The organism is Coleofasciculus sp. E1-EBD-02 (assembly GCF_040218245.1).
GTDB lineage: Bacteria > Cyanobacteriota > Cyanobacteriia > Cyanobacteriales > Coleofasciculaceae > Coleofasciculus.
On the sequence record NZ_JAVJQN010000067.1, the window covers coordinates 37,074 to 56,736 of the forward strand.

General features: G+C 45.9%; 20 protein-coding genes and 1 pseudogene. 3 read left to right on the forward strand and 18 right to left on the reverse strand.

Going from position 1 to position 19,663, the window contains the following annotated elements:
- The first annotated feature begins 223 nt into the window (after nucleotides 1–223).
- A complete protein-coding gene (locus RIC07_RS11495; protein WP_446394641.1) occupies nucleotides 224–1,525 on the forward strand; it encodes a hypothetical protein in 1,302 nt (433 codons plus the stop codon).
- The gene (locus RIC07_RS11500; protein WP_446394642.1) at nucleotides 1,518–3,341 is read left to right on the forward strand and encodes a hypothetical protein; all 1,824 of its coding nucleotides are present in this window, start codon (nucleotides 1,518–1,520) and stop codon (nucleotides 3,339–3,341) included. The genes RIC07_RS11495 and RIC07_RS11500 overlap by 8 nt, the downstream gene beginning before the upstream one ends.
- Before the next feature lie 94 nt (nucleotides 3,342–3,435).
- Here the strand turns inward: RIC07_RS11500 and RIC07_RS11505 are convergent, their stop codons facing one another.
- The 4 genes from RIC07_RS11505 to RIC07_RS11520 all read right to left on the reverse strand — a co-directional run bounded on the left by RIC07_RS11505 (nucleotide 3,436) and on the right by RIC07_RS11520 (nucleotide 7,549).
- Nucleotides 3,436–3,912, reverse strand: coding sequence for an NADAR family protein (locus tag RIC07_RS11505; protein WP_446394643.1), 477 nt, complete (start codon nucleotides 3,910–3,912; stop codon nucleotides 3,436–3,438).
- Between the two features lie 53 nt (nucleotides 3,913–3,965).
- Complete coding sequence (gene holA / locus RIC07_RS11510) at nucleotides 3,966–4,928, reverse strand: DNA polymerase III subunit delta (RefSeq protein WP_446394644.1); 963 nt, start codon at nucleotides 4,926–4,928, stop codon at nucleotides 3,966–3,968.
- A gap of 141 nt (nucleotides 4,929–5,069) precedes the next feature.
- A complete protein-coding gene (locus RIC07_RS11515; RefSeq protein ID WP_446394645.1) occupies nucleotides 5,070–5,282 on the reverse strand; it encodes a hypothetical protein in 213 nt (70 codons plus the stop codon).
- 194 nt (nucleotides 5,283–5,476) lie between these two features.
- Nucleotides 5,477–7,549, reverse strand: coding sequence for a DNA polymerase (locus RIC07_RS11520; protein WP_446394646.1), 2,073 nt, complete (start codon nucleotides 7,547–7,549; stop codon nucleotides 5,477–5,479).
- A 543-nt stretch (nucleotides 7,550–8,092) separates the two neighbouring features.
- Here RIC07_RS11520 and iscB point away from each other — a divergent pair.
- Nucleotides 8,093–9,370, forward strand: coding sequence for an RNA-guided endonuclease IscB (gene iscB / locus RIC07_RS11525; protein WP_446394647.1), 1,278 nt, complete (start codon nucleotides 8,093–8,095; stop codon nucleotides 9,368–9,370).
- A gap of 246 nt (nucleotides 9,371–9,616) precedes the next feature.
- On the opposite strand, the pseudogene RIC07_RS11530 reads toward iscB, so the two are convergent.
- From RIC07_RS11530 to RIC07_RS11595, 14 genes and pseudogenes are all read right to left on the reverse strand, one after another.
- Nucleotides 9,617–10,957: pseudogene (locus RIC07_RS11530) on the reverse strand (DNA polymerase III subunit gamma/tau); the annotation flags it as partial.
- Between the two features lie 114 nt (nucleotides 10,958–11,071).
- A complete protein-coding gene (gene dnaN / locus RIC07_RS11535) occupies nucleotides 11,072–12,391 on the reverse strand; it encodes a DNA polymerase III subunit beta (RefSeq protein ID WP_446394648.1) in 1,320 nt (439 codons plus the stop codon).
- 78 nt (nucleotides 12,392–12,469) lie between these two features.
- Nucleotides 12,470–13,375 carry a DUF5895 domain-containing protein gene (locus RIC07_RS11540; RefSeq protein ID WP_446394649.1) on the reverse strand — a complete coding sequence of 302 codons (906 nt, stop codon included), beginning with the start codon at nucleotides 13,373–13,375 and terminating at the stop codon, nucleotides 12,470–12,472.
- Nucleotides 13,376–13,475: 100 nt separating this feature from the next.
- On the reverse strand, nucleotides 13,476–13,700 hold the full coding sequence (locus tag RIC07_RS11545; protein WP_446394650.1) for a hypothetical protein: 225 nt from the start codon (nucleotides 13,698–13,700) through the stop codon (nucleotides 13,476–13,478).
- Nucleotides 13,685–13,903, reverse strand: coding sequence for a hypothetical protein (locus RIC07_RS11550; RefSeq protein ID WP_446394651.1), 219 nt, complete (start codon nucleotides 13,901–13,903; stop codon nucleotides 13,685–13,687). Before RIC07_RS11550 ends, RIC07_RS11545 begins: the two co-directional genes overlap by 16 nt.
- 265 nt (nucleotides 13,904–14,168) lie before the next feature.
- Entirely contained in the window at nucleotides 14,169–14,648 is a 480-nt protein-coding gene (locus RIC07_RS11555; protein ID WP_446394652.1) for a hypothetical protein, read from the reverse strand.
- A 301-nt stretch (nucleotides 14,649–14,949) separates the two neighbouring features.
- Nucleotides 14,950–15,255 carry a helix-turn-helix domain-containing protein gene (locus RIC07_RS11560; RefSeq protein WP_446394653.1) on the reverse strand — a complete coding sequence of 102 codons (306 nt, stop codon included), beginning with the start codon at nucleotides 15,253–15,255 and terminating at the stop codon, nucleotides 14,950–14,952.
- 49 nt (nucleotides 15,256–15,304) lie between these two features.
- A complete protein-coding gene (locus RIC07_RS11565) occupies nucleotides 15,305–15,838 on the reverse strand; it encodes a hypothetical protein (protein WP_446394654.1) in 534 nt (177 codons plus the stop codon).
- 55 nt (nucleotides 15,839–15,893) lie between these two features.
- Nucleotides 15,894–16,523, reverse strand: a complete 630-nt coding sequence (locus tag RIC07_RS11570) for a siphovirus Gp157 family protein (RefSeq protein ID WP_446394655.1) — start codon at nucleotides 16,521–16,523, stop codon at nucleotides 15,894–15,896.
- Between the two features lie 80 nt (nucleotides 16,524–16,603).
- On the reverse strand, nucleotides 16,604–17,794 hold the full coding sequence (locus RIC07_RS11575) for a hypothetical protein (protein WP_446394656.1): 1,191 nt from the start codon (nucleotides 17,792–17,794) through the stop codon (nucleotides 16,604–16,606).
- A gap of 173 nt (nucleotides 17,795–17,967) precedes the next feature.
- On the reverse strand, nucleotides 17,968–18,156 hold the full coding sequence (locus RIC07_RS11580) for a hypothetical protein (RefSeq protein WP_446394657.1): 189 nt from the start codon (nucleotides 18,154–18,156) through the stop codon (nucleotides 17,968–17,970).
- Between the two features lie 11 nt (nucleotides 18,157–18,167).
- On the reverse strand, nucleotides 18,168–18,626 hold the full coding sequence (locus tag RIC07_RS11585) for a hypothetical protein (protein ID WP_446394658.1): 459 nt from the start codon (nucleotides 18,624–18,626) through the stop codon (nucleotides 18,168–18,170).
- Complete coding sequence (locus RIC07_RS11590) at nucleotides 18,623–18,733, reverse strand: sigma-70 factor domain-containing protein (protein ID WP_446394659.1); 111 nt, start codon at nucleotides 18,731–18,733, stop codon at nucleotides 18,623–18,625. Before RIC07_RS11590 ends, RIC07_RS11585 begins: the two co-directional genes overlap by 4 nt.
- A 255-nt stretch (nucleotides 18,734–18,988) precedes the next feature.
- On the reverse strand, nucleotides 18,989–19,648 hold the full coding sequence (locus RIC07_RS11595) for a hypothetical protein (RefSeq protein WP_446394660.1): 660 nt from the start codon (nucleotides 19,646–19,648) through the stop codon (nucleotides 18,989–18,991).
- Between the last annotated feature and the right edge of the window lie 15 nt (nucleotides 19,649–19,663).

Here is a 19,663-nt window from a genome sequence, read left to right on the forward strand (position 1 = left end):
AAGGATCTTAGGGGCTGGCGCAAGTATCTTAGGAGAGTTGGTTACTGATAGCCCTTCAACAAAACCCGCTCTTATTCAAGAAGAAACTAAAAAGAGGGGATATTTGGTATATTTATGTTACCATTTTTGGGGATTTAAGTAGATAATTTGATTACTGGACTGGGGTTCGATAACACCGATTCAGTAGTCCTAATAAATCCAGGTTGTAGACAAACACTTAAGCATGAATTCTAATTTTACTGACTTACCTTGTGGATTATCCTGCGAGACTCGCTGTGAGATTCGTAGTAAGATGATCTCGTTGCAAAATTCCCTAACTCTTTTACCCGCAGATGGAGCCACTCAATTAACCAGCACGTTTATTGACACTTATCAGGACTTGTGTCGCTCATCCCGGGATGGAGTTGAAAATTATCCTCCCAGTATAGCTCTCCCGGCGCTTTTTGATTTGGTGTTATCGGCTAAATACGTAGAACGAATGGTTGCAGATGGGGGATGGATTTACTGTGCTGGTAGTGAATTAGATGAGCATCCCTCTTTATATTTTCCATTTCTCAAGACTTGTCCTCGCTGTAGTGTTAAGCGTGGGATCAAGCCATCAGCCAAGTCAAACAAACCGGGTTCGGATGCTATTGGACGAATGGCGGCTGATACGACAATTTTAATTTTATCTGAAGTCGCCCGTCGAATTGCCCCCGATGCCAAGATTGGTAAATCTACAGTTCGTCAAGGAGATATAGATGCTGTAATTTATGATCGGGATATGCTCGCCTTAGTAGAAATTAAGTCGTCACCCTTAGTGGTCTATCCTCTGGAAATTAGACTCACGAAACCGATGACTGAGGTTCGAGAGGGTGAGCTTGTCTCTAAACGAGATCATTCTATGGCAACGGCGTTGATAAGTGAATCCAATTTGTCATTTTATATCCCTCACATTGACTTACGAATTCCATTAAATCACTATACGCCAGACAATTGGCCCTATACACCGCTTACTGAGTTTATTTGCGATCCTCAGAACTTAGCGACTATTCTTTTAGCCTGGAAGCAACTTTACGAGTTGTATATCAATAGCCGCCAGAGAACTAAGAGAAAATCGGTGGATTCGCGTCGGTGGATAATGTGTGGTTGTGGCAGTTCGGTTGATGATTCTAAGAATGCACCAGGTATGGAGCGTACTGATGATATCAAAAAAGGAACATACCAAGTTTTAAAGTTTGGCACCTACTATAAAGAGAAATGTCCACGTCGTCGGATTCGCGCTGTCCTGGCATCTAATTTTTTACCGGAACATGGGTATGCTAGTTACCTGGCTGAAGTACAAGATGTCATTTGGACGAAGGATAAGTATTCTGTGTCTCTACCCGGAGATATTGGATTCGATAACATTGTTGCTTTTGAGGCAGATAGCATTTTCAACTTATATGATGCACTGCTGTGCTTAACCCGTTCTATATACCGGGATGCTGATTTGTATAGACTATTAAGTTTAACCCGGTTAATCGATGAGATGTCTGATGAGTGAGTCAACGGCTATTTTCGTTTTTAAGTTACGTCAAAATATAGCTCTTGAAGGTGATTTGTTACTCGCCAAGATGGAGCTGGATTCGTTTTTGCCAGATAGCGTTCAGGATTTAATGGAGATTAAAAGCATTATCCCAAACATACCTGAATTGTCGGAGATTGAAGGGTTGGGACGGTTAGATGCTCATGTTCGGCAAAATGGAAAACAAGCCTATGTCGCTAAGGGTTCACTGGAGCTATTGCCTCACCTGATTCGGCGGGTTTCATTTATTCAACGAATTTATTGTGTTACTCAAGTTTCCCCAAGCACCAAAGCTTTTTTAGTTGATACTGTACACCAAGTTGGCTCGATTATTAAGAACCAGGTGGTGGACAATCGCCTGATTATTCAAGCCATCCCTCATTATACCCTGATTGAGTTATCTAAAGTCGTCGCTAATCATTCCCAGGGAGTTGATGATACGAAGCGGAATTTAGACGGATTGGTTGATGCACTGTTGGACAGAACGGTTAATAAATCAGTGATAAAATTGACCACCCTTGCCTTATCCGCACGGTCTACGACGTCTCATTTAACCCATGATATCCACTATTACAAAGCCAAGTTTTTTCCCCGGATGGTGCGCTCTATCCTCAATAGTTGTACGCCAGAGTTAGGGGAAGGTTGTCATGTCCTTGATAATTTTGTGGGCAGTGGGACAACGCTTTTAGAAGCCTCTATTTTAGGAATTCCTAGTCTAGGACTCGATATTGATCCACTCTCGACCATGATTGCCCAAGCAAAACTGGATGCTGTGGACATGGATAGCGAGTTGTTAGCCACGGAAGCGGCACGTATTATCCAGGCAATAGAGAATAAGATAATCGAAACTCGATTCGGTGGGCGGTGTGACTCCGATGAAATGACGATGATTTTTCCGGATTGGCTGATGAAAAATCGGAAAATGACTGGGGAAATTGCCACTGAGTTAAGCGGAGAAATTAATCGAGTTCAGTCGGCTATTACTGGATCTGATCCACGACTTTATAAGTTGCTTTGTGTACTGATGTCAGATGCGATATCCCGCAAGATTCGGATGCGTTTTATGGGGACGGGGGTGGGACGGTTTTCTCTCACGTTGGCGCAGAAGCCGCTGTTTACTATTTTTACGGATTCTTTAAGGCAATATGTCAAGGTGGCGGCAATGTGTGAATGGTTAAAGCAAAGGATTCATTTACGGTTGGCTGATGCCCAGGTGATAGCGGCTGATAGTAAGCATTTGCCTAGTAATTTAGGACAGTTCGACATTTTAGTAACATCACCACCTTACCTTCCGGCGTCGAGTGGACGGGAGAGTTATGCGAAGGCGCGAGCTTTGTCATTAATTGCATTGGGTCTTGATAATGTAGAGGATTTAATTGACAATTCTATCGGTTCGATGAACGGCAATGGCATAGATGTTGGGGCGTTGACGAATAATGAACGTGACCTGGTGGAGTGGCTGCACAGAGATAAACTACGGCAAATAAAGGCAGAGCCGACAGGCAGATATTTTCTGGATATGCGCCAAGCGTTTGCCGAGATGTACCGGGTTTTACGTCCTGGGGCAAAAGCGGTAGTCATTAGTGGAAAAACTAGCACATTTTATCAATTTAAAACCCGTAAGCCACTCTATGTTGTTAACGTTGCTGAGATCCTCGCTGATGAAGCACAACGGGTTGGATTTGAGGTCGATGCGCTTCACGATATTCAGTTGGATAAGTGTAATCGGAATGCTCGTCCGCGTTCGCTCGATAACTATTACGAGACGTTGATTATGCTGCAAAAGCCTCTGTAACTCAGGATTCATAATTGATAAACTTCCCTAGGGACAAAACTTGAGTCCATTAATTGTCAAGTTTTTTGATAAACCAGGGTGCGAGCGCTCGGTCTCATCTATTATTGAAAGTACTTCCGACTTCATCGACAGCAGAGGTGGTCATGAGTACCCGACGCCAGCTCCAAAAAAGAGGCTCATTGAAATCCAGTTTTACGACCGCCGCTAATCCGTTAAAACCCCGTGGGCCCCAAAATTTGTCCACCCAATTGTTGTATTCTACAATCTCTGTATCCCCAGTTGCTATCAACTTTTTATGCCAATTCGTACCCGGTGCAAACTTAATCCGCAAGGCAAATTCCATAACTGGGAGTTTAATATCTTCCCAGTCAGGACGCCGTTGCAGTTGGCGTCCAAAGCGTTTGGCGACATGGGGAGGCATAGCAGCAATCTGCTTTCGTAATTCAACCTCATGCTTCTGAGTTTTCATTGCCACATAAAAGTTTTCAACCGTGGATAACAGAATTCCCTGATACTCAAAGGGAGTATCTAACGGCAACATATTGGAAAACCAGTTTTTAATCCAAGGCATTGGTGTTTCCTTGTCATTCAATCGTTCATCCAAGAGAGCCGCTCTTGCTTGACTTAAGAAAAGCAGAGTTCAACGATTTGGCTTTGAACGGCACAGAAGTTAGAGGAACTTTTGAGCGTCACATCAAGTTCCAACAACTGCGCCATGATTCGCTGCAACCGAGGCAGAGAAATACGACTAACTTCCTGGCACAAATAATAGACTCGATTGGGATTACCAATTTCTGTGTATTTGGCAAGTATTTGGTTGTCGGTTTCTCCTTCTAATGTCAGGAGTTTTACCCACAGCCATTGGCGGAATAAGGTGATGAGAGTCGCAACAACTTTTAGCATTGGCTCATTGCGACTCCTTAACCCAGAAAGCAACTGCAAGGCTTGTGTGGTATCCTCAGTGCGGATAGCTGCGGCTAAGGCTATGGCTGTTTGGGTAGTAATCTCCACAACCTCTTTTACCTGGTTCGCATCTATGGAAGAACCGTTGCTCCAAGTTGCCAGTTTTTCCAATTCGCTGTACAAAAGTCGAGTATCGTTACCCACCGCCGACGCCAATTCTTTGGCAGCCGTGGAGGTGATATCTACTCCTAATTCTTCAGCGGCAGTTTTCACCTGCTGCACTAACGGGTCAGTTTTCCAAGCTGGAATCAGGGAGAATTCCTGAATTTGGGCATATTTTTGCAGGAGTTTGGTGGATTTTAGCCTACCATTAGGCTTCTTGATACGAGTCAGCACCAGGGTATTAGACTCCGGGATAGCTGGCAGAATTTGCTCTAACTGCCCTAGCATCTGGTCATCCATTGCCTCTAGCATACTGGAATTGGGCAAGACCACTAAGCGATTGCCGTTGCCAAAAGGTGGAGTCATGATGTCCGAAAGCGCTTGGGGAAGGCTTTGGAGTCCTGGAGGATAGTGAGTAACGTTGAACGATTCCCATGGGGGAGAGATGATTTGGGTGCGAAGCTGTTTGATGGCGCGTTCCATTCGGAATTCATCATCGCCAAAATAGATGTGAATTGGCATTTTTCTAATTTAATAAGAGGCGATTTAAATAAGGGCAAATTTTTCCGGAAAATAGTTGTTGTTTGTCCATTATCACTCCAATTCCAAATCCCACACCCGGAGGCGGGCAGTTTGCCTTCGGGTAGGGAATAATGGAAATGGTTAAATGTTGAGCTGGCAGAGATCAGCTTGACAATAACCAACTGTAACTTTGATGGGAGTTGGTGTTACGATATTGGCTTGGGCTAAAATCTCTAGAATCCCTTGGTTTTCGCTGTAGTTTTTAATCAACACGAAGTCTTGGGGGATATTGGATTTGGGAACATTGACTGTAGCCGTTGCTATGGGTTCCCCTTCGGTTGATACAAGTCTCAAGCAGACTCCTCCTCCGTGTTCGTAATGTTCTTTTACAACTCGGCATTGACAGCCTATGTAGTTGACAAAAAGGGGAGTATTGGGGGTTTGGTCAGTTGGCATAGTTTCGCTTTTTGCTAATGAGTCACTTAAGGAGTGCGTTAGCACCAAACCCGGCATACATCAGTGGCTAAATCACCCCCTAAAAAAGTTAATTATTTGTCTATCCAAGAGTTTCCCAACAGACTCTTTGGGTTTTCTTCCTCATCTACTGGAATATCTTTAATAACTGTCCGCATCGCTTGGCGCATGGCATTTTGTACGGCGCTAGCTATCTCAATTCCAAATTCTTCTTTTCCAAATAAATCCCCTTCATCATGACAGCAATTTCCTACCCATGCTTCCCATTCCGGATGAGTATCAAAGGCAGCTATACAGTACGCCAAAAAGGTTTTGATGATGTCAGCTTCGCACATTGTCCAGTAAGCGGCATTGGCATCGGGTCCTCTGACTGATAGCTCCCGATGGGCGGAATATTTTTGTGGCCATTTAGGCAGGAATACGCCGCGACCCGTTAGGCAACGGACATAGCCTAAGCCAAATTTAGTGCGCGGACAAATTGACTCAATTCCCAGCACTGTTGGTAGGCAATTGTTAGCGTCTTGGATAATTTGCCGTTGGAATTTAGCCAGGACTTTGTAGGTAGTTTTCCAGGCGGTGATAGAGTTTTTGGCACTGCTATCTGATAGAATAATTCCTGATTTGGTGCGGATTGTATTTTGCAAGGTGCGGAATCCTTGCAAGTTTTGGCTGCCGTAGTGGACGGACTTGGACATTGCTCTCAAGCGAGCCGCTAGGGGATGGTTGGGGTGATTTTTGTCTTTATCCCATACCCGGATATTCTCTTCTATCCACTCAGAACCCATGGTTTCTAATTGGGCGATTTTCTCGGCTATCGAGCAAAAGATATCGCCGTGAGCGCTATTGAATCGGGTCATTAACTCTGGGTCGAGGGAGGCTTGGGTGGCTACTCTGGCGTGAAGTTTAGAAGCATCGCACCAGATGCCAACACGTCCGGGATGGGTGCGAAAGACTGACCGAATCGGTGGTAGGTTATAGGGTTTTAACTCTGGGGGAAATGTGGAAGGGGAGGGAGGGTTTTGTAGGTTGGGATCTGAACAGCTACTGCGACCGAATCCCTTACGATTGATTTGGGTATAATTGCCTTGAGTGTACCCATTTGTGACATTGGCTTTAATATTTTGTAGGTAGTCCACATAGACTTTTGTCGTCTTAATGATGCTAATTAATCGGAGTTCGGGAATAGTCCAAAATTTACTTAAGTCGTCAACTTTGGCTGATGTGAGATTGAGTTCAAATTGGCGATTGATAAGCGCAGCTAACTTTTTGGGCGAGTAAAGATGGGGAATGCATTCATCAAAAGTACATTTGAGTTGATCCAGCAAAGACTGATAGGCGGCTTCGTATTGGCAGGTGACATCAGCTAGCACGGCTTCATCTACGGGCATTCCGTAGTGAGACATTTGGGCAAATGCGGGTGAAGCCCCACACTCGATTAAGTAGCTGTCCCAAACGCCAATGTCTTTGAGTAGGGGTTCTAAGCGTTCGTGTATTTTGAGAACAACTTCTGCGTCATAGCCGGCATAGTTGAGTTGGCTATTACTGAGTTGTCCATTCCCCAGTTCTCCCCAACCCCAGTCTGAAGTCTGTTGGGTTTTGTCAATATCTAAACCCAGGCGTAGGCAGATGCTTTCGAGGGAATGGGGTTTCCCATGCCGTTTGTCGAGCCAGGGGTCGAGTCCTGCCCAGTATACCTGGGACATGAGCTTTGTATCCCGGATGTTGCGGATGGGATAGTTGTATTTGGAAAGCATCCAGCGTTGCTCAAAGTCTAAGCTATGTCCAACGACTTCTACAGGGTGAGAAGCGAGTTTTTCTTTCAAGATGTCCCAGAAGCCAAGGGTTTCTAGTTTTTGATGAATGAGTGAGCGTTCTTTTGAAGTCCAGCCGAGGTCAATGACAAGTACGTTGATGTTTGGGTTCTGGGGAATGGCAATTTGAATTAATCGGATTTCTCCGGTTTCTGGGTTGAGTGCGCCATCTGCATCATTGGTTTTCGAGAATGTCTCGATGTCAAAGCCAAACTGAGAGCAGGTTTTCCAAGTTTTGAGTGCGGTACTGAATCGGGGTTGGTTGATTGTAATAATGTTGGGTGAGAGTGCTTCTTGGGGGAAAAGAAGAAGGGAGTATTGATGAGATTCAAGCATTGCTGTTAATTTAGGGGGTGAGGCGGGTTCCCTCTTCCCGCAGGAGGGAGTGATAGTTGGACGGATAACAATTGGTCTGATGCTAACCGTAGGAGAAAATTGAAGCAGTTTTTCTTCAGCAATCTCTAAAATTGATTTGAGAGTGTGAGATAGGGCAGATGGGACGCAAGGCAAAAATCCGCAAACAACGCAAACAATCAGCGCTTGGGGAGGCATCATCGCCCTCAGATAAACCCCTATCCCAAGATACTGCCAGGATTTCTGCTTTGGTCATGAACCCCATGCCTAAAGGCAGAGGCTTGTAAGACTTTATTCTTGCTATGCTCGAATATTTTTTCAAGCCTACATGACCAGCCTAAGACTCACGAGGTCTACGTTTAGAGGAAGAGTTAACGTTCCTACCTACGAATGCATGAACCAGTTTGTAGCTCTAGAACCAAGTCGGTTAAACATCTGTACAAGGGTTAAGGAAGTGCCGCTTGGAAAGTACCGACTCTAAACATTGGCGAGGTTCACTTTACTCCGTAAGGAAGATTAAAACTCATGTTTGTATTCGTCTTAAACAGTAACAAGGAACCCTTAAACCCGACTCATCCGGCAAGAGCAAGGAAATTGCTCAAAACAGGTAAAGCTGCTGTGTTTAAGAGATATCCTTGTACCATCATCTTGAAGGAGGAAGTCAAAAAACCGGACAATCAACCTCTAAGAATTAAGATTGACCCGGGTGCAAAAACTACAGGGATAGCAATCTTGAGAAATGAGGTAGTTTTGTGGGCTGCTGAACTAACCCATAGAGGATTCCAGATTCGAGATGCTCTAACCTCTAGAAGACAGTCAAGGCGTTCTCGCAGAAATCGCAAGACTCGCTATCGCCAACCGAGATTCAACAATCGAAAGCGCAATGAGGGATGGTTGCCACCTTCCTTTATCAGTCGAGTCGATAACATCTTGACTTGGGTCAAGCGTTTATTGCGGCTATCTTCAATCACGTCTATCTCAACTGAATTGGTACGATTCGACACTCAGTTAATGCAGAACCCTGAAATCTCTGGCATTGAGTACCAACAAGGTGTACTGGCTGGATACGAGCTAAGGGAATATATGCTCGAAAAATGGCATCGTAAGTGTGCTTATTGCGGTGTTACTGATACTCAATTAGAGATTGAGCATATTATTCCTAGGTCAAAAGGAGGTTCTAATCGAGTCTCTAATTTAACTTTAAGTTGTACCAAATGTAACCAGAAGAAAGGGAATAAACCCGTTGAGGAATTTCTGAAAAAGAAACCCGACTTGCTTAAGTCAATCCTCGCTCAAGCCAAGAAGCCACTAGCCGATACTGCTGCCGTCAATGCTACTCGGTGGAAACTGTTTAACTCTCTTGAAGGATTGGGTTTACCTGTTGAAACGGGAACAGGTGGTAGAACTAAATATAATCGTTGTCGTCAATCTTTGGGTAAAACTCATTGGTTAGATGCGGCGAATGTAGGGGCTTCAACTCCCCTAGGCTTAAAAATCTTGGTATCCTCACCCTTGATTATTAAAGCGACAGGACACGGCAATCGCAAAATGTGTGGTACTGACAAATACGGTTTTCCAATACGACATCGCTCGAACACCAAGAAGCACTTTGGTTTTCAGACTGGCGATATTGTTAAGGCTGTTGTTACTAAAGGCAAGAAAGTTGGAACTTATGTTGGTAGAGTTTTGTGCCGAGCAACAGGTAGTTTTGATATCACCACAGTTACAGGTCGAGTAGCTGGAATCAATAACAAATACTGTTCATTTATTCATAGGAGCGATGGATATTCATATCAACAATGATTCGCTTACGCTCAGTTGTTTATGTAAGGGGAAAACTTCCTCCATATCGTGAACGACAAGGGCTTCCAGTTTTCCCCTTACCAACCCCGTTTTTCGGCGAAAGTCTCATGCACGGTTTTGAAGACCAGCGAGGATGGTGACATCCCCGCTGAGTTTAATACGACCGTAGCGAGAGCCAGATTGTGGGCTTTGCCACAGTCTACTCTGTCAGCAAAATCCCCGCGTATGCGAGACCGGGGAGTGTCAAGATGTTACAGTGACTTTGACTTTTTTGCTGGCGACTTTACCGAACGCCGCTTCCAGCGCTGCAACGTCTCCGGCTACTCTCTGTTGCAGGGGAGCGCTCCTCATCCGGATACAGGCATTGGTGCCGTCGAAAGCCGCGAGAGTGCCGTGTTGGGTTAGTAAGGCTCTGATGGCTGGAGGCTGCATGGCAACCACGGCTTCCCAGAGAGAGGCAGAACCTGCGGCTGGTGCACAAGAAGGTGCAGTAGTGGGTGGGGCTTCTGATAGCAGTCCCAACAGAGTCACCTCCAACCACAGACGCGGTTGACTGGCGGATTTCACCTGGACGGCACAGGTTCTCAACTGTTGCTGTCCGCTAAGAATTTCCTGCGTATCCCAAGAGTTGGCTAGTTTTACCAAAGAATCCCAGGTCAACGGAGTTACCTGTGCCAACTCATGGCTCTGGGGAGAGGTTTTGGCAATGACCAAATGGGTGTAGAATTCGATAAGATTCTGGAGAATCACCATGGGTTCTTTCCCCCGGTCGAGAATTGCTCGGGTCAGGTTGAGAACGGACTGGGGTTCTTTGCGGGCGATCGCATCCAGTAACTCCATCAATTCCTGTTCTGGCACAGCACCCACTAAATCCCACACCTGCTCTTGAGTAATCTGCCCCGACAATAAGGAGAGTTGCTCCAAAAGCGTCTCGGCATCCCGCAGTCCGCCTTGAGCAAGTTGAGCGATGACCCAGACTGCCTCATCGGTAATATCGATGTTTTCAGAATTGGCGATCGCTCTCAAGTGCTGCACCATGGGTTCAATGGCGATGCAGCGGAAGTTGTGACGCTGACACCGGGAGATGATTGTGTTGGGCAGCTTTTGCGGTTCGGTGGTACAAAGCACAAAGATAACGTTCTGAGGGGGTTCCTCAAGGGTTTTCAGCAGTGCTTGGGCAGCGCTACCACTTAACGAATGGCATTCATCGACCACATAGACTTTATACCGACACTGCACCGGGGCAAACTGAGCTTTTTCTATCAGTTCTCGAATGTTCTCAACTCCAGAGTTACTGGCGGCGTCGATTTCTATGATATCCAGAAGAGAACCGTGGGTAATCCCCTGGCAAACGTGGCACTCCCCACAAGGCGCAGAAGTAGGCTGGTTGCTGGCAAGACAGTTGAGGGACTTGGCGAGAATTCGGGCGCTGGAGGTTTTGCCAGTCCCTCTCGGACCGGCGAACAGGTAGGCAGGAACGATGCGGTTGGAGGTAATGGCGTTGGTCAGAGTTTGTGCGATCGCGTCTTGTCCCACCAAGTCAGCAAAGGTTTGGGGACGATATTTGTGATGTAGAGGATTATACATGGTTATTCACGCATCCTTGGTTGTACGGGCGGTTGAAGAAGGCAGAAGAATGAAGGCAGAAGGCAGAAAATTTATTTTTATGCCCAATTGCCCTGGAGCCTTCTACCTTTCTGGTTAAACTGCCGCTAATTCGGGTTCTCGTTGCTTTTTATTCGGAGAAGTCTTGGTCTTTGATTGCTGTTTGGCTGGCGTTTTTTGTGGCTCATTGAGGGGTTGTTCGCTTTTAATTTGTACGGGCATGAGTAGCATGGATGCTGCCATAATGTTCTGAGAAAGAACCACCGGAGACAAAACCACAGGAGAGGTATTAGTATTGAGTTGCACCTTCACTTCCGATGCGGGAATAGCCTTGATAGCTTCTTTTAAATACTTGACATTAAAGGCAATAGACAGGCTTTCTCCTGATAGTTGAACCGGGAGGACTTCTAAGCTACTCCCCACATCGGCTGCATCAATCGATAGGGTAAGTTGTTGGTTTTCACTATCGAGGTCGAGTTTGATAATATTATTCTTCTGAGAAGCCATGACAGCGACCCGTTCCACAGCCGCCAAGAATTGAAGGCGACTGACATTCATTTGGCGATTGAATTGGCGGGGAATGAGCTGGTGATAGGCGGGATACTGACCTTCTAAGGTGCGTGTTGTCAAGGTTGAGTTCCCTTGAAATAGCACTTGGTTATCTTGAACCCAGAGTGCAATTACTGTATCAGGGGCGGTGTTTCCTAGCAGTTTCTCCAGTTCTTGTAGCGCTTTAGCGGGTACAGTTACCTCGAATTTCAGGTCAGTTGAGTCTTCGTTTGGGTCAGTTGTTACCTCAATATTTGGCTCGACCTGATTGCTGGTTTTAATCACAGCCAAACGGTGACCGTCCGTGCTAGCAAATTCTAGGGTATTGTTTTCAAGGGTTAGGTGAACGCCACAGAGTACCTGTTTGGTTTCGTTGTCACTGGCAGCGAATAACGTGCCGCTCAATCCTTCTTTGAGGGCGAAAGCTGGCACGGTTATCTGCGTCCCCCCTTCAATGGCTGGGAGTTGGGGAAACTCTTGGGCATCCATTCCCCGGATTTGGTAACGCCCGGATTCACTGGTAATCGTGGCAATAAATAATTGGTGATGATCACCCTGATTATCCTGATGATTATCACTGAACTCCTGCCCAACGTCCAAGGTGAGTTCGCCTGCGGGGAGGTGGGAGACAGTATTGGTTAAAAGTTTGGCAGGTAGAGTAATTTTGCCAGGAGCATCGACCTGTGCCTCAAAGCTAGTTTCAATTCCCAGTGTTAGGTCAAAGGCAGTTAACCGTACCTGTTGAGCTTCTGACGAAGCGGTTAGTAAGACGTTGCCTAATATGGGATAGGTAGGCTTGGAGGGAACGGCTCGCGTTACTAGAGAAAGGCTGGTGTTTAAGGCAGAAGTTGGGGCGTGAAATTTCATGGTTGTTAAGCAGAAGAAGCAATGGTGAACAGAGCTATCAGCTATTAATCAATCGCTAATAGCTGATAGTTGGAGAAGTTACTGAGCTGGAAGCGCTGTGGTAGACTGAGTATTACCCGAAAGCGTTGGTAACTCGGACGCGCCAGGAATCATTAAAGGTAAGGTCGGTTGCAGATTCTCCCAGACCAAATGTTTCATGGCTCCGTCGAAGCCCACGAAGTAATTGCGCCAGTTCTCCAATGTCGGCTTTTTGTGGCTGACTACTCGGCAAGCAAAGGATTTTTGCTTCTTGCCCACTTGTTCACGAGCCGTCTTGAAGGCAAAGACACACAGGGATTTGAACCGAGCATCTTTGCCCCGTGCTGCAATACCATTGGTAATAGCGTGGCAGGCTGTAATCTCATCAATGAATTGTTGCCATTCAGATGAGAAGGTGGCTTGGTTTGCACCAGAGGCGCGGTAGGAGAGGGGGACTTGGTGGAGAGGCTGGTTCTTGTCGTCCAGCACGATGACCTCGAAGTATTGAGTATTGCCGATGTTATCGTCATTCTTGTGTTCGGAGGTGTAAACGCCCAAAATCACGGGCTGGTTCGCGGCTTTGGAGGCTTCCTTGTCATAGGCGAGGCAAGGCGTGCGGGGGCAAACCAGCATCCGGGGGTGGGGAATGAGAATTCCTTGTTCTTCTTCCCCAGAGGACTCGAAGGTGTAGGTGATGAGTTTTGATTCATCAAAATCAATCCATCCGGCTTTTGCCATCTGGGCAGCGGGAACGAAATAGCCGCAAAGTTTTGGTGTAGTGCCACGCAATGCCTGGATTTTCGGCAATCGGGCGTTGGGGTCGAGGTATTCGGGAGAGGCAAATTCGTCCCGTTCGATTGCGGGTTCGGCTACGGGTTCGGTGGTAGAAGGAATATCTTCTGCGGGATTGTTGACAGAGGTTTGTACCTCAACTTCTTGAGGGGTTGCTGTTGTTTGTTTAGCCATAGTTTTTGAGGAAAGAAAGTTTGCTCAATAATGGAGGTCGTAGTCCGCAAACCCCAAGTGGGAATAGTCCCAAGCTTCTTCTAGTTGAAGTAGCGTTGATTCATCGTCGGTTGATACGGTATCGCCGACGTTTGAGGTGAGCGTACAGGCGAACGAGGGCGAGTCTGATGCTGTTTGTTGTGGATGGGTTTGAGGAATATTGGGCTTGACCTGATGCTTTTTTTTGATGGTTTTCTGCGACATAATAGTTGTAAGTTGCTCCGATAATTACTGGGTTATCGGCGCGATAGCGCAGAAAAACGAAATCATTCACGTCTTCACGCATTGGGTTTTGGCGTTCAATTGCCGAACCAAGGTAGTGGCATTGTTGACAATCCAGCCGGATTTTTGGCATTGTGCGATCGCGTCAGCTAAGGCTTCAGTAGAAGTCAGCAATTTGTAGCGAATGAAACCACCATTGACTGGATAGACATAGGTTTGCCACCCCTGAGCGACTTGCACGTAACTCACTCGTTTGTAGATTTGCATTTTTCAATGTTCACTACTGGGAAACAGCTTCTAAAAACCTAGATAAAGCTGGACATTACCATCTGGTCTAACCTCACCCTTCGGTGATTGATGAGGATTTGCTTTCCTCACCCGTTTCCATGTCTACTGGCGATGAAGGCTGATGTTCCGTCTCACCCAAGGGTGAGGTTATGCCTAGGATAGTCTAGGAATATGTCCTCTAGAAGAAAGCAGACCAAGTGATTTCCCTGGAACTGCCTACTTTGTCAAAGTAAGAGTATCAGGGCTATAGCTGCTCTTCATCCGGTTCATCATCCTGAACTTCCGGAGCCTCAAAGACAACTTCAAAACAAGAATTGGGGATAAACCGATTCAAAGCTCTGACGTGATCCTGGGCATCTTGACGATTAAAGAACCGAGCTATGGTACACCTTTGACAATTGGGTAGGAGTCGAACAATTGCCCAAGGACGAGTCAAGTTTACTAGAGGTTGAGTTCGCTGGGATGTTGTTTCTCCCTTCCTCAATGTCAAACCATTTTGCACAATCGATACCAGCCGCTGCCATGCTGGGCTAGTATCATTAGGAAGGATAGTCCAATCTTCCACGGGTGCGGGTAACCAAGTCAAAATGTAAGGTTTGCCTTCTTTGATGACTTGCCAAGATAGGCGACGGCTTTGTTTAAGGCATTGATAGCCTTGCTGCCGGAGGACAGCACAAAGGTTCTCGCCTTCCTCCCGAAGGCGAAGCCAGTCTCGATGCTTCATAGTCAGTAAAAAAAGTAAATGAGTAAGTGGGTTACTGTTCGTGATCCCCAAGGCGATCGCTAGCACTATTCCTGAAATCCCATAAACGCGATCGCCCGATGCTGGTGACCCTATAGATTAGATATTTAAATCACACACTCAATGTTGCATAGGCATCTTTGAACTCGACTCAGGCTTTCACACACAAGCAACGAACTCCGTTGCTTCTGGTTGATGGTCTTTTTTCAACGTATTAAGAATGGCAATAAAAAAACACCTTGGATCGAGGTGGAAATTTGGTTCAATTTGTGCATAAAGCCTTTCATGGCTCCTGATTGGGAAAACAGAGTAAATTGATCAGTTCGGTGGGAATCTCCTCAAAATGCTCCAAGACGAAATCCATTAGGGCAAGATGGCGCAAATCAGCAGGTTGAGGACGGCGATAGCTGCGACCTCGACTAAACCAACACTGAACAGTAGAAATTGAGCGAGAGCATACAGCAGCGAGTATCTCTTGAGTCACGGGCCATTTGGCATAAAACCGCTGAGGTGTCATTCCGAGTTGGCAATTGCTGTAGAATTGAATCAGATCTCGCTCTCGTTGAGTTAAAGGACGGTTTCGGGTCATAATAAGTCAAAAGTCAAAAGTCAAAAGGCAGAAGATACGCCAACTGGGGTTACACCAAGCGACGCTCTAGATCCTCTTCCCAAGCCGTATCAGCAGTAACAATGGCTGAACTGATTGAGCCTTTATCCAGGAGAATCAGATATTTCCAATTCCACTGAAAACCCTGGTGAGGTGCGGGCTTTATAAAACGACCAATGACCACACCAAAGTCTGTTTCCGCTAACCCTTGCAATGGCTTCCAGCGAAGAGACTCACCGTATTCAAACTGGGGGATACTAAAATTGGTGAGATTCGGGCTTGCTATCCGAAAGGTTCTGTCAACTAAAGGTAAATCAGAAATTCCCCGACTATCTCCTTGCCGAATTGCATTCAGGTAGGCAGAGATTACGCTATCTTGGAGACTAGAGGTTAACTGTTCAATCAACAAAGCGGCGATTGAATCCGGTTCATCTTCCTGAATTTGTTGCCACTGAGTCTTGTTAATTTTTTCCAAAAAAGTGCTTAATTTCCCCAGTAAGTCTGATATGCCAAAATCATGTAAGGCTTGCTGATAGCCCTCTTGATAACTAATGGATTTAATCATGAATATAGCTCCTGTTTAAGTCAATTTCGGATACAGGAACACTTGGGTGTTGACTTCACCGCTTGTTCTTGATTCGTTTGGGTCGCAGCTTGAATCGCACTTGTTTGCCAAGGGTGACATCTGCGATGGCGCTAACGTCTACTCCGGCTGCATAAGCAGCCGCAATCTCATCTGTGAGGGCAACTGTGCGGGTACGAGTAGCTTTGAACTGGTCGGGAAACAGTGGGTTATCGGGCGACAGTTTGAGCGTCACTTTGGGTCGGCTGTTATCGCGGATTTCAATAGTGCGAGTTTTGCCAACCAGATAACTATCAACCAGACCTATTTGCTCAAGTTGGATTAAACCCTGTTTCATAGCATCCAACTCTGACTCTTTGCGCTCAATTATCTGGTCGCACATTTTTATTAGATGCTCTTTCTTAAGCTTCCAGAGTTCGATATCATTCTTAATAGAATCAGCAGCAAAGCAATACCCATCCACCTTGGATTCGGTAGCCTCGGCTATCCAAGATTGAATCTGGTTGAGTAACTGGTCATCGGGAGTTGCTACAATTAGTTCGGCTAGGTTTGCCGCTTCAAAGCAGAGTTCTCTCAGGGTAAAGGTACGGAATTGGGCTTCTAATTCAGTGAGGGTTAGTTCGCCAGTTTCTGGGGGTTCACTGACATCTACTGTAGAAAGAATCATTTTTCCTTGGGTTCTGTTCACAAGTAGCAGCGCGACAGCGCCCTCGCCGATTGGGAAAGTAAAAATAGACTTACTAACAATCAATCCTTAGCCATCAAAGCCTGGGATGCTGCTTTAATTTTGGCAATAGTATGCGCTCTGTGTTTCATGGCTTGAACACCACTTGGAGGGAATAACTTGCGCGGGAACCCCAAATAAGAATTCATCAGTTGCTCGTCGTCTGTGACTTGCCAATATCCATCATTCATCTTAGCGATCGCTGTTACTCTGGTATGATGGTTATGACTGTTGAGTGAACCCAGCACGCCGCCAAAACTTCTTATCCCTTTATTCTGAATCAGCAACCCTCGTTTTAACTGGGCATTGTTCAGCCGTCTCCAAGTGTGGAAAGTTTGCCGAATGGCTCGGATAAAAATTGAGTGACCCAGCCCGTTGGTGCTTTGACCACTTTGTAATAAATTTTGTAAGGATTCTTTTTCTTCCATCAACTCCTCCGGATAACTCCCAAAATCCATATACTGGAGGAGCCAATTAATTCTTTTAATTTTGTCAGTTAAATGATTAAAACTATATTGACTTAATTCCTTAAACTCTACCTCAGATTGTTTTCTGTTGTCGGTAATCGGACAGGTTGAGAAATTCAAAATATAAGTCCAATCACAGTATTGGAATGACCATTGCCTATTCCTCAAGGTATCCGCTTTTTCGCCTAACCACCAGATGACATCAACTCCAGCATTAAACAATGCCGTTGATTGATAGTTTAATTCTTGGGGTTTGATGGGTTCTGTTGCTACCATTAACGCAACCATATACCCGGTTGGGAATATAGCAACAACATCGGCAATCCTATCGTGGTTAGGCGCTACACGCAGGGGGAAATCAGTACCGACAATAGCACCGCTGTACTGCCCCAGTTCTTCCTCCAAATAGGACTTCAGGTGATTTTTGGCAAGTGAATGTACTTCAGTTGATTCAGAACGCCTAAAATCTGGGTAGTGCTGGCGATATTTGGCTTCGTTTGCATCCGCTTGGCTAATGCCATCGACTTCCTCCAGGCGCATCAGCAAGCGATACGCTGTCCACCGTACCTGCCACGCCGAATCGTGCAATGCTTTGATGACAAGGGTTTTCCCTTGGTCTGGGTATTGCAATGCTTTGAAAAGAGCAGCACATCGGGTTTCCTCACTAGAACTGGCAAGTTGTTGTTGAACTCCGTCAATTCCTCCTAAAACTAAGGAGCCGATAGGATTGGGTGTTTGCCCACCCATAACGACGTCGTAATCCTTGGGGTCGGTCATCAGTTGATGTTTGAGCTGGGCAGTTCATCTCAGTTCCACAAGCTGTCAGAAACTGGGACAGTCTGGTAAATATGATACGCCGGAAGCCCCACGCTGTCCTCCGCCAGAGTTGCGAAGGAACAGGCGGTGCTGGGTACGTCACATTAATCTGTGGGCATCTTTTCCAAGTCAAGTTCAGCCACTTTTTGCAAATACTCAAACCTCTTTTTGAGGGTTTTGTGCCGGGGCTTCTCAACCCAATATTCGTATTTTTTGCCAGTATGTTGCAATTGGGGACAATAGCATTCAACCAGATGCCCCAGATATCCCACTAATCTTTTAACGGGACGCATCCAGGCTTTAGCTAACGCTTTTGTTCTGAATCCAATTTAACTAAGAAGTAAGCTGATGTCCTAAATTGTACCCGTTCTCCAGAAGTAAGTTGTATTGTGGTGTAATGTGGTAGTTCTACAAGCGTTTCATTGGCAACGTATTTGGGAACTCTTGATATGTTGAGAACTTGAATTTCATCTAGGGTATAGGCGAAGGAGAAGGGCTGGGTTTCACCTTTAACAATATCCCAAGTAATGGTAACGGGGCGATAGGAGTTATCCAATTTAGTTACCACTCCATAATGGGTTCCTTGGGTTACCATATCGCCTAGCTCAAATCCCCCTGAGTTGGTGAGGGGTTCTTGTCGTGAGGGTGGGGTTGTAGAGTACACCGCAATAACGTCGCGGGTTGGGATATTTGAGGTCGAAGAAATGCGCCCTAAAAGAGGCAATTGCCCCGCTTTGATAAGGGCGCTGGTCGTTGCAATCATGGGTTAATGAGCGTTATTGTTTCTTCGGAGTCACCTTCCTCAGTCAGCAGTGGTATTCTGCCCGTTTGTTTGAGAAAGTCTCTCACGGGATCTGGCAATTTTTTCATTTTTAATACCTTCAATTCCCTGGATTAATCGCTGCCATGAATAATTATCTAGACAGGACAACCCTTTGATGGCTGCCTGGATGGTTTTAAATTTGTTGAGGGCATAGTCAGATTCATCCAAACCCGTTAATTGGAGGAATTGATAGTAGTCGATATGCCAGTATATAGCTCCTAAAGTCTCAAAGAATTCCTGCCAATTAACTGAAGGTTTATTGGTTGGCTGCATTTTGGGTAACTATTGAAAATTAGATGTGGCTAATCAAACAAGGATAACTGCTGGAAACTTGTCGGTTCGGGTTGTACCTGTTCGACTGGCTGGTGTTGATTTGTTCTTAAGGATTTGCGCTGGCGCTTTCCTACTCCTCGCTCAGCGGCGAGGAGTACCACTCGCTGGCGGATGTCCCGTGCTAATTCTTCATAGTCTTGACGAATTTGGGCATAAGTAATAGGATGATTTATGCCCATTAATTCCCAGAATGTTTGACCCGGTGGCAGTTTTTGATGTTGGGTCAAAACTTGATTACCCAGATACATATAAACTTCGTACCAGCGATGTGATAACGGAGCTTGCATGGTGGCAGGGTACATAACTGCCAGAGCTTCTTCAGGCGTTGCTAGTTCACCGATTTCCCCAGCGTCGATTTCGGTGGCGATTGATTCAAATCGAGCTAGGGGAATGGCTTCAAGTAGCCACTGGGGAATCGTATCTTGCCAACCGCTATTGTGGGTAATAATAGGTCCGGCTAAGTATCTTTGGTGAGGAAGGCTGCATCCGGCTAATTCTAGCAAACAAGCGGAAAATTGCTTATCCATCCCCATTTTTAGAAGGGCTTTAATGGCAGCTATTGTACTTGGACTGAGACAGGGAGTAGAGGCTGATGTTTCTAGGTTGAATAGAGGTAAAGTTTGGCTCATCGCAGGAGTTGTTTG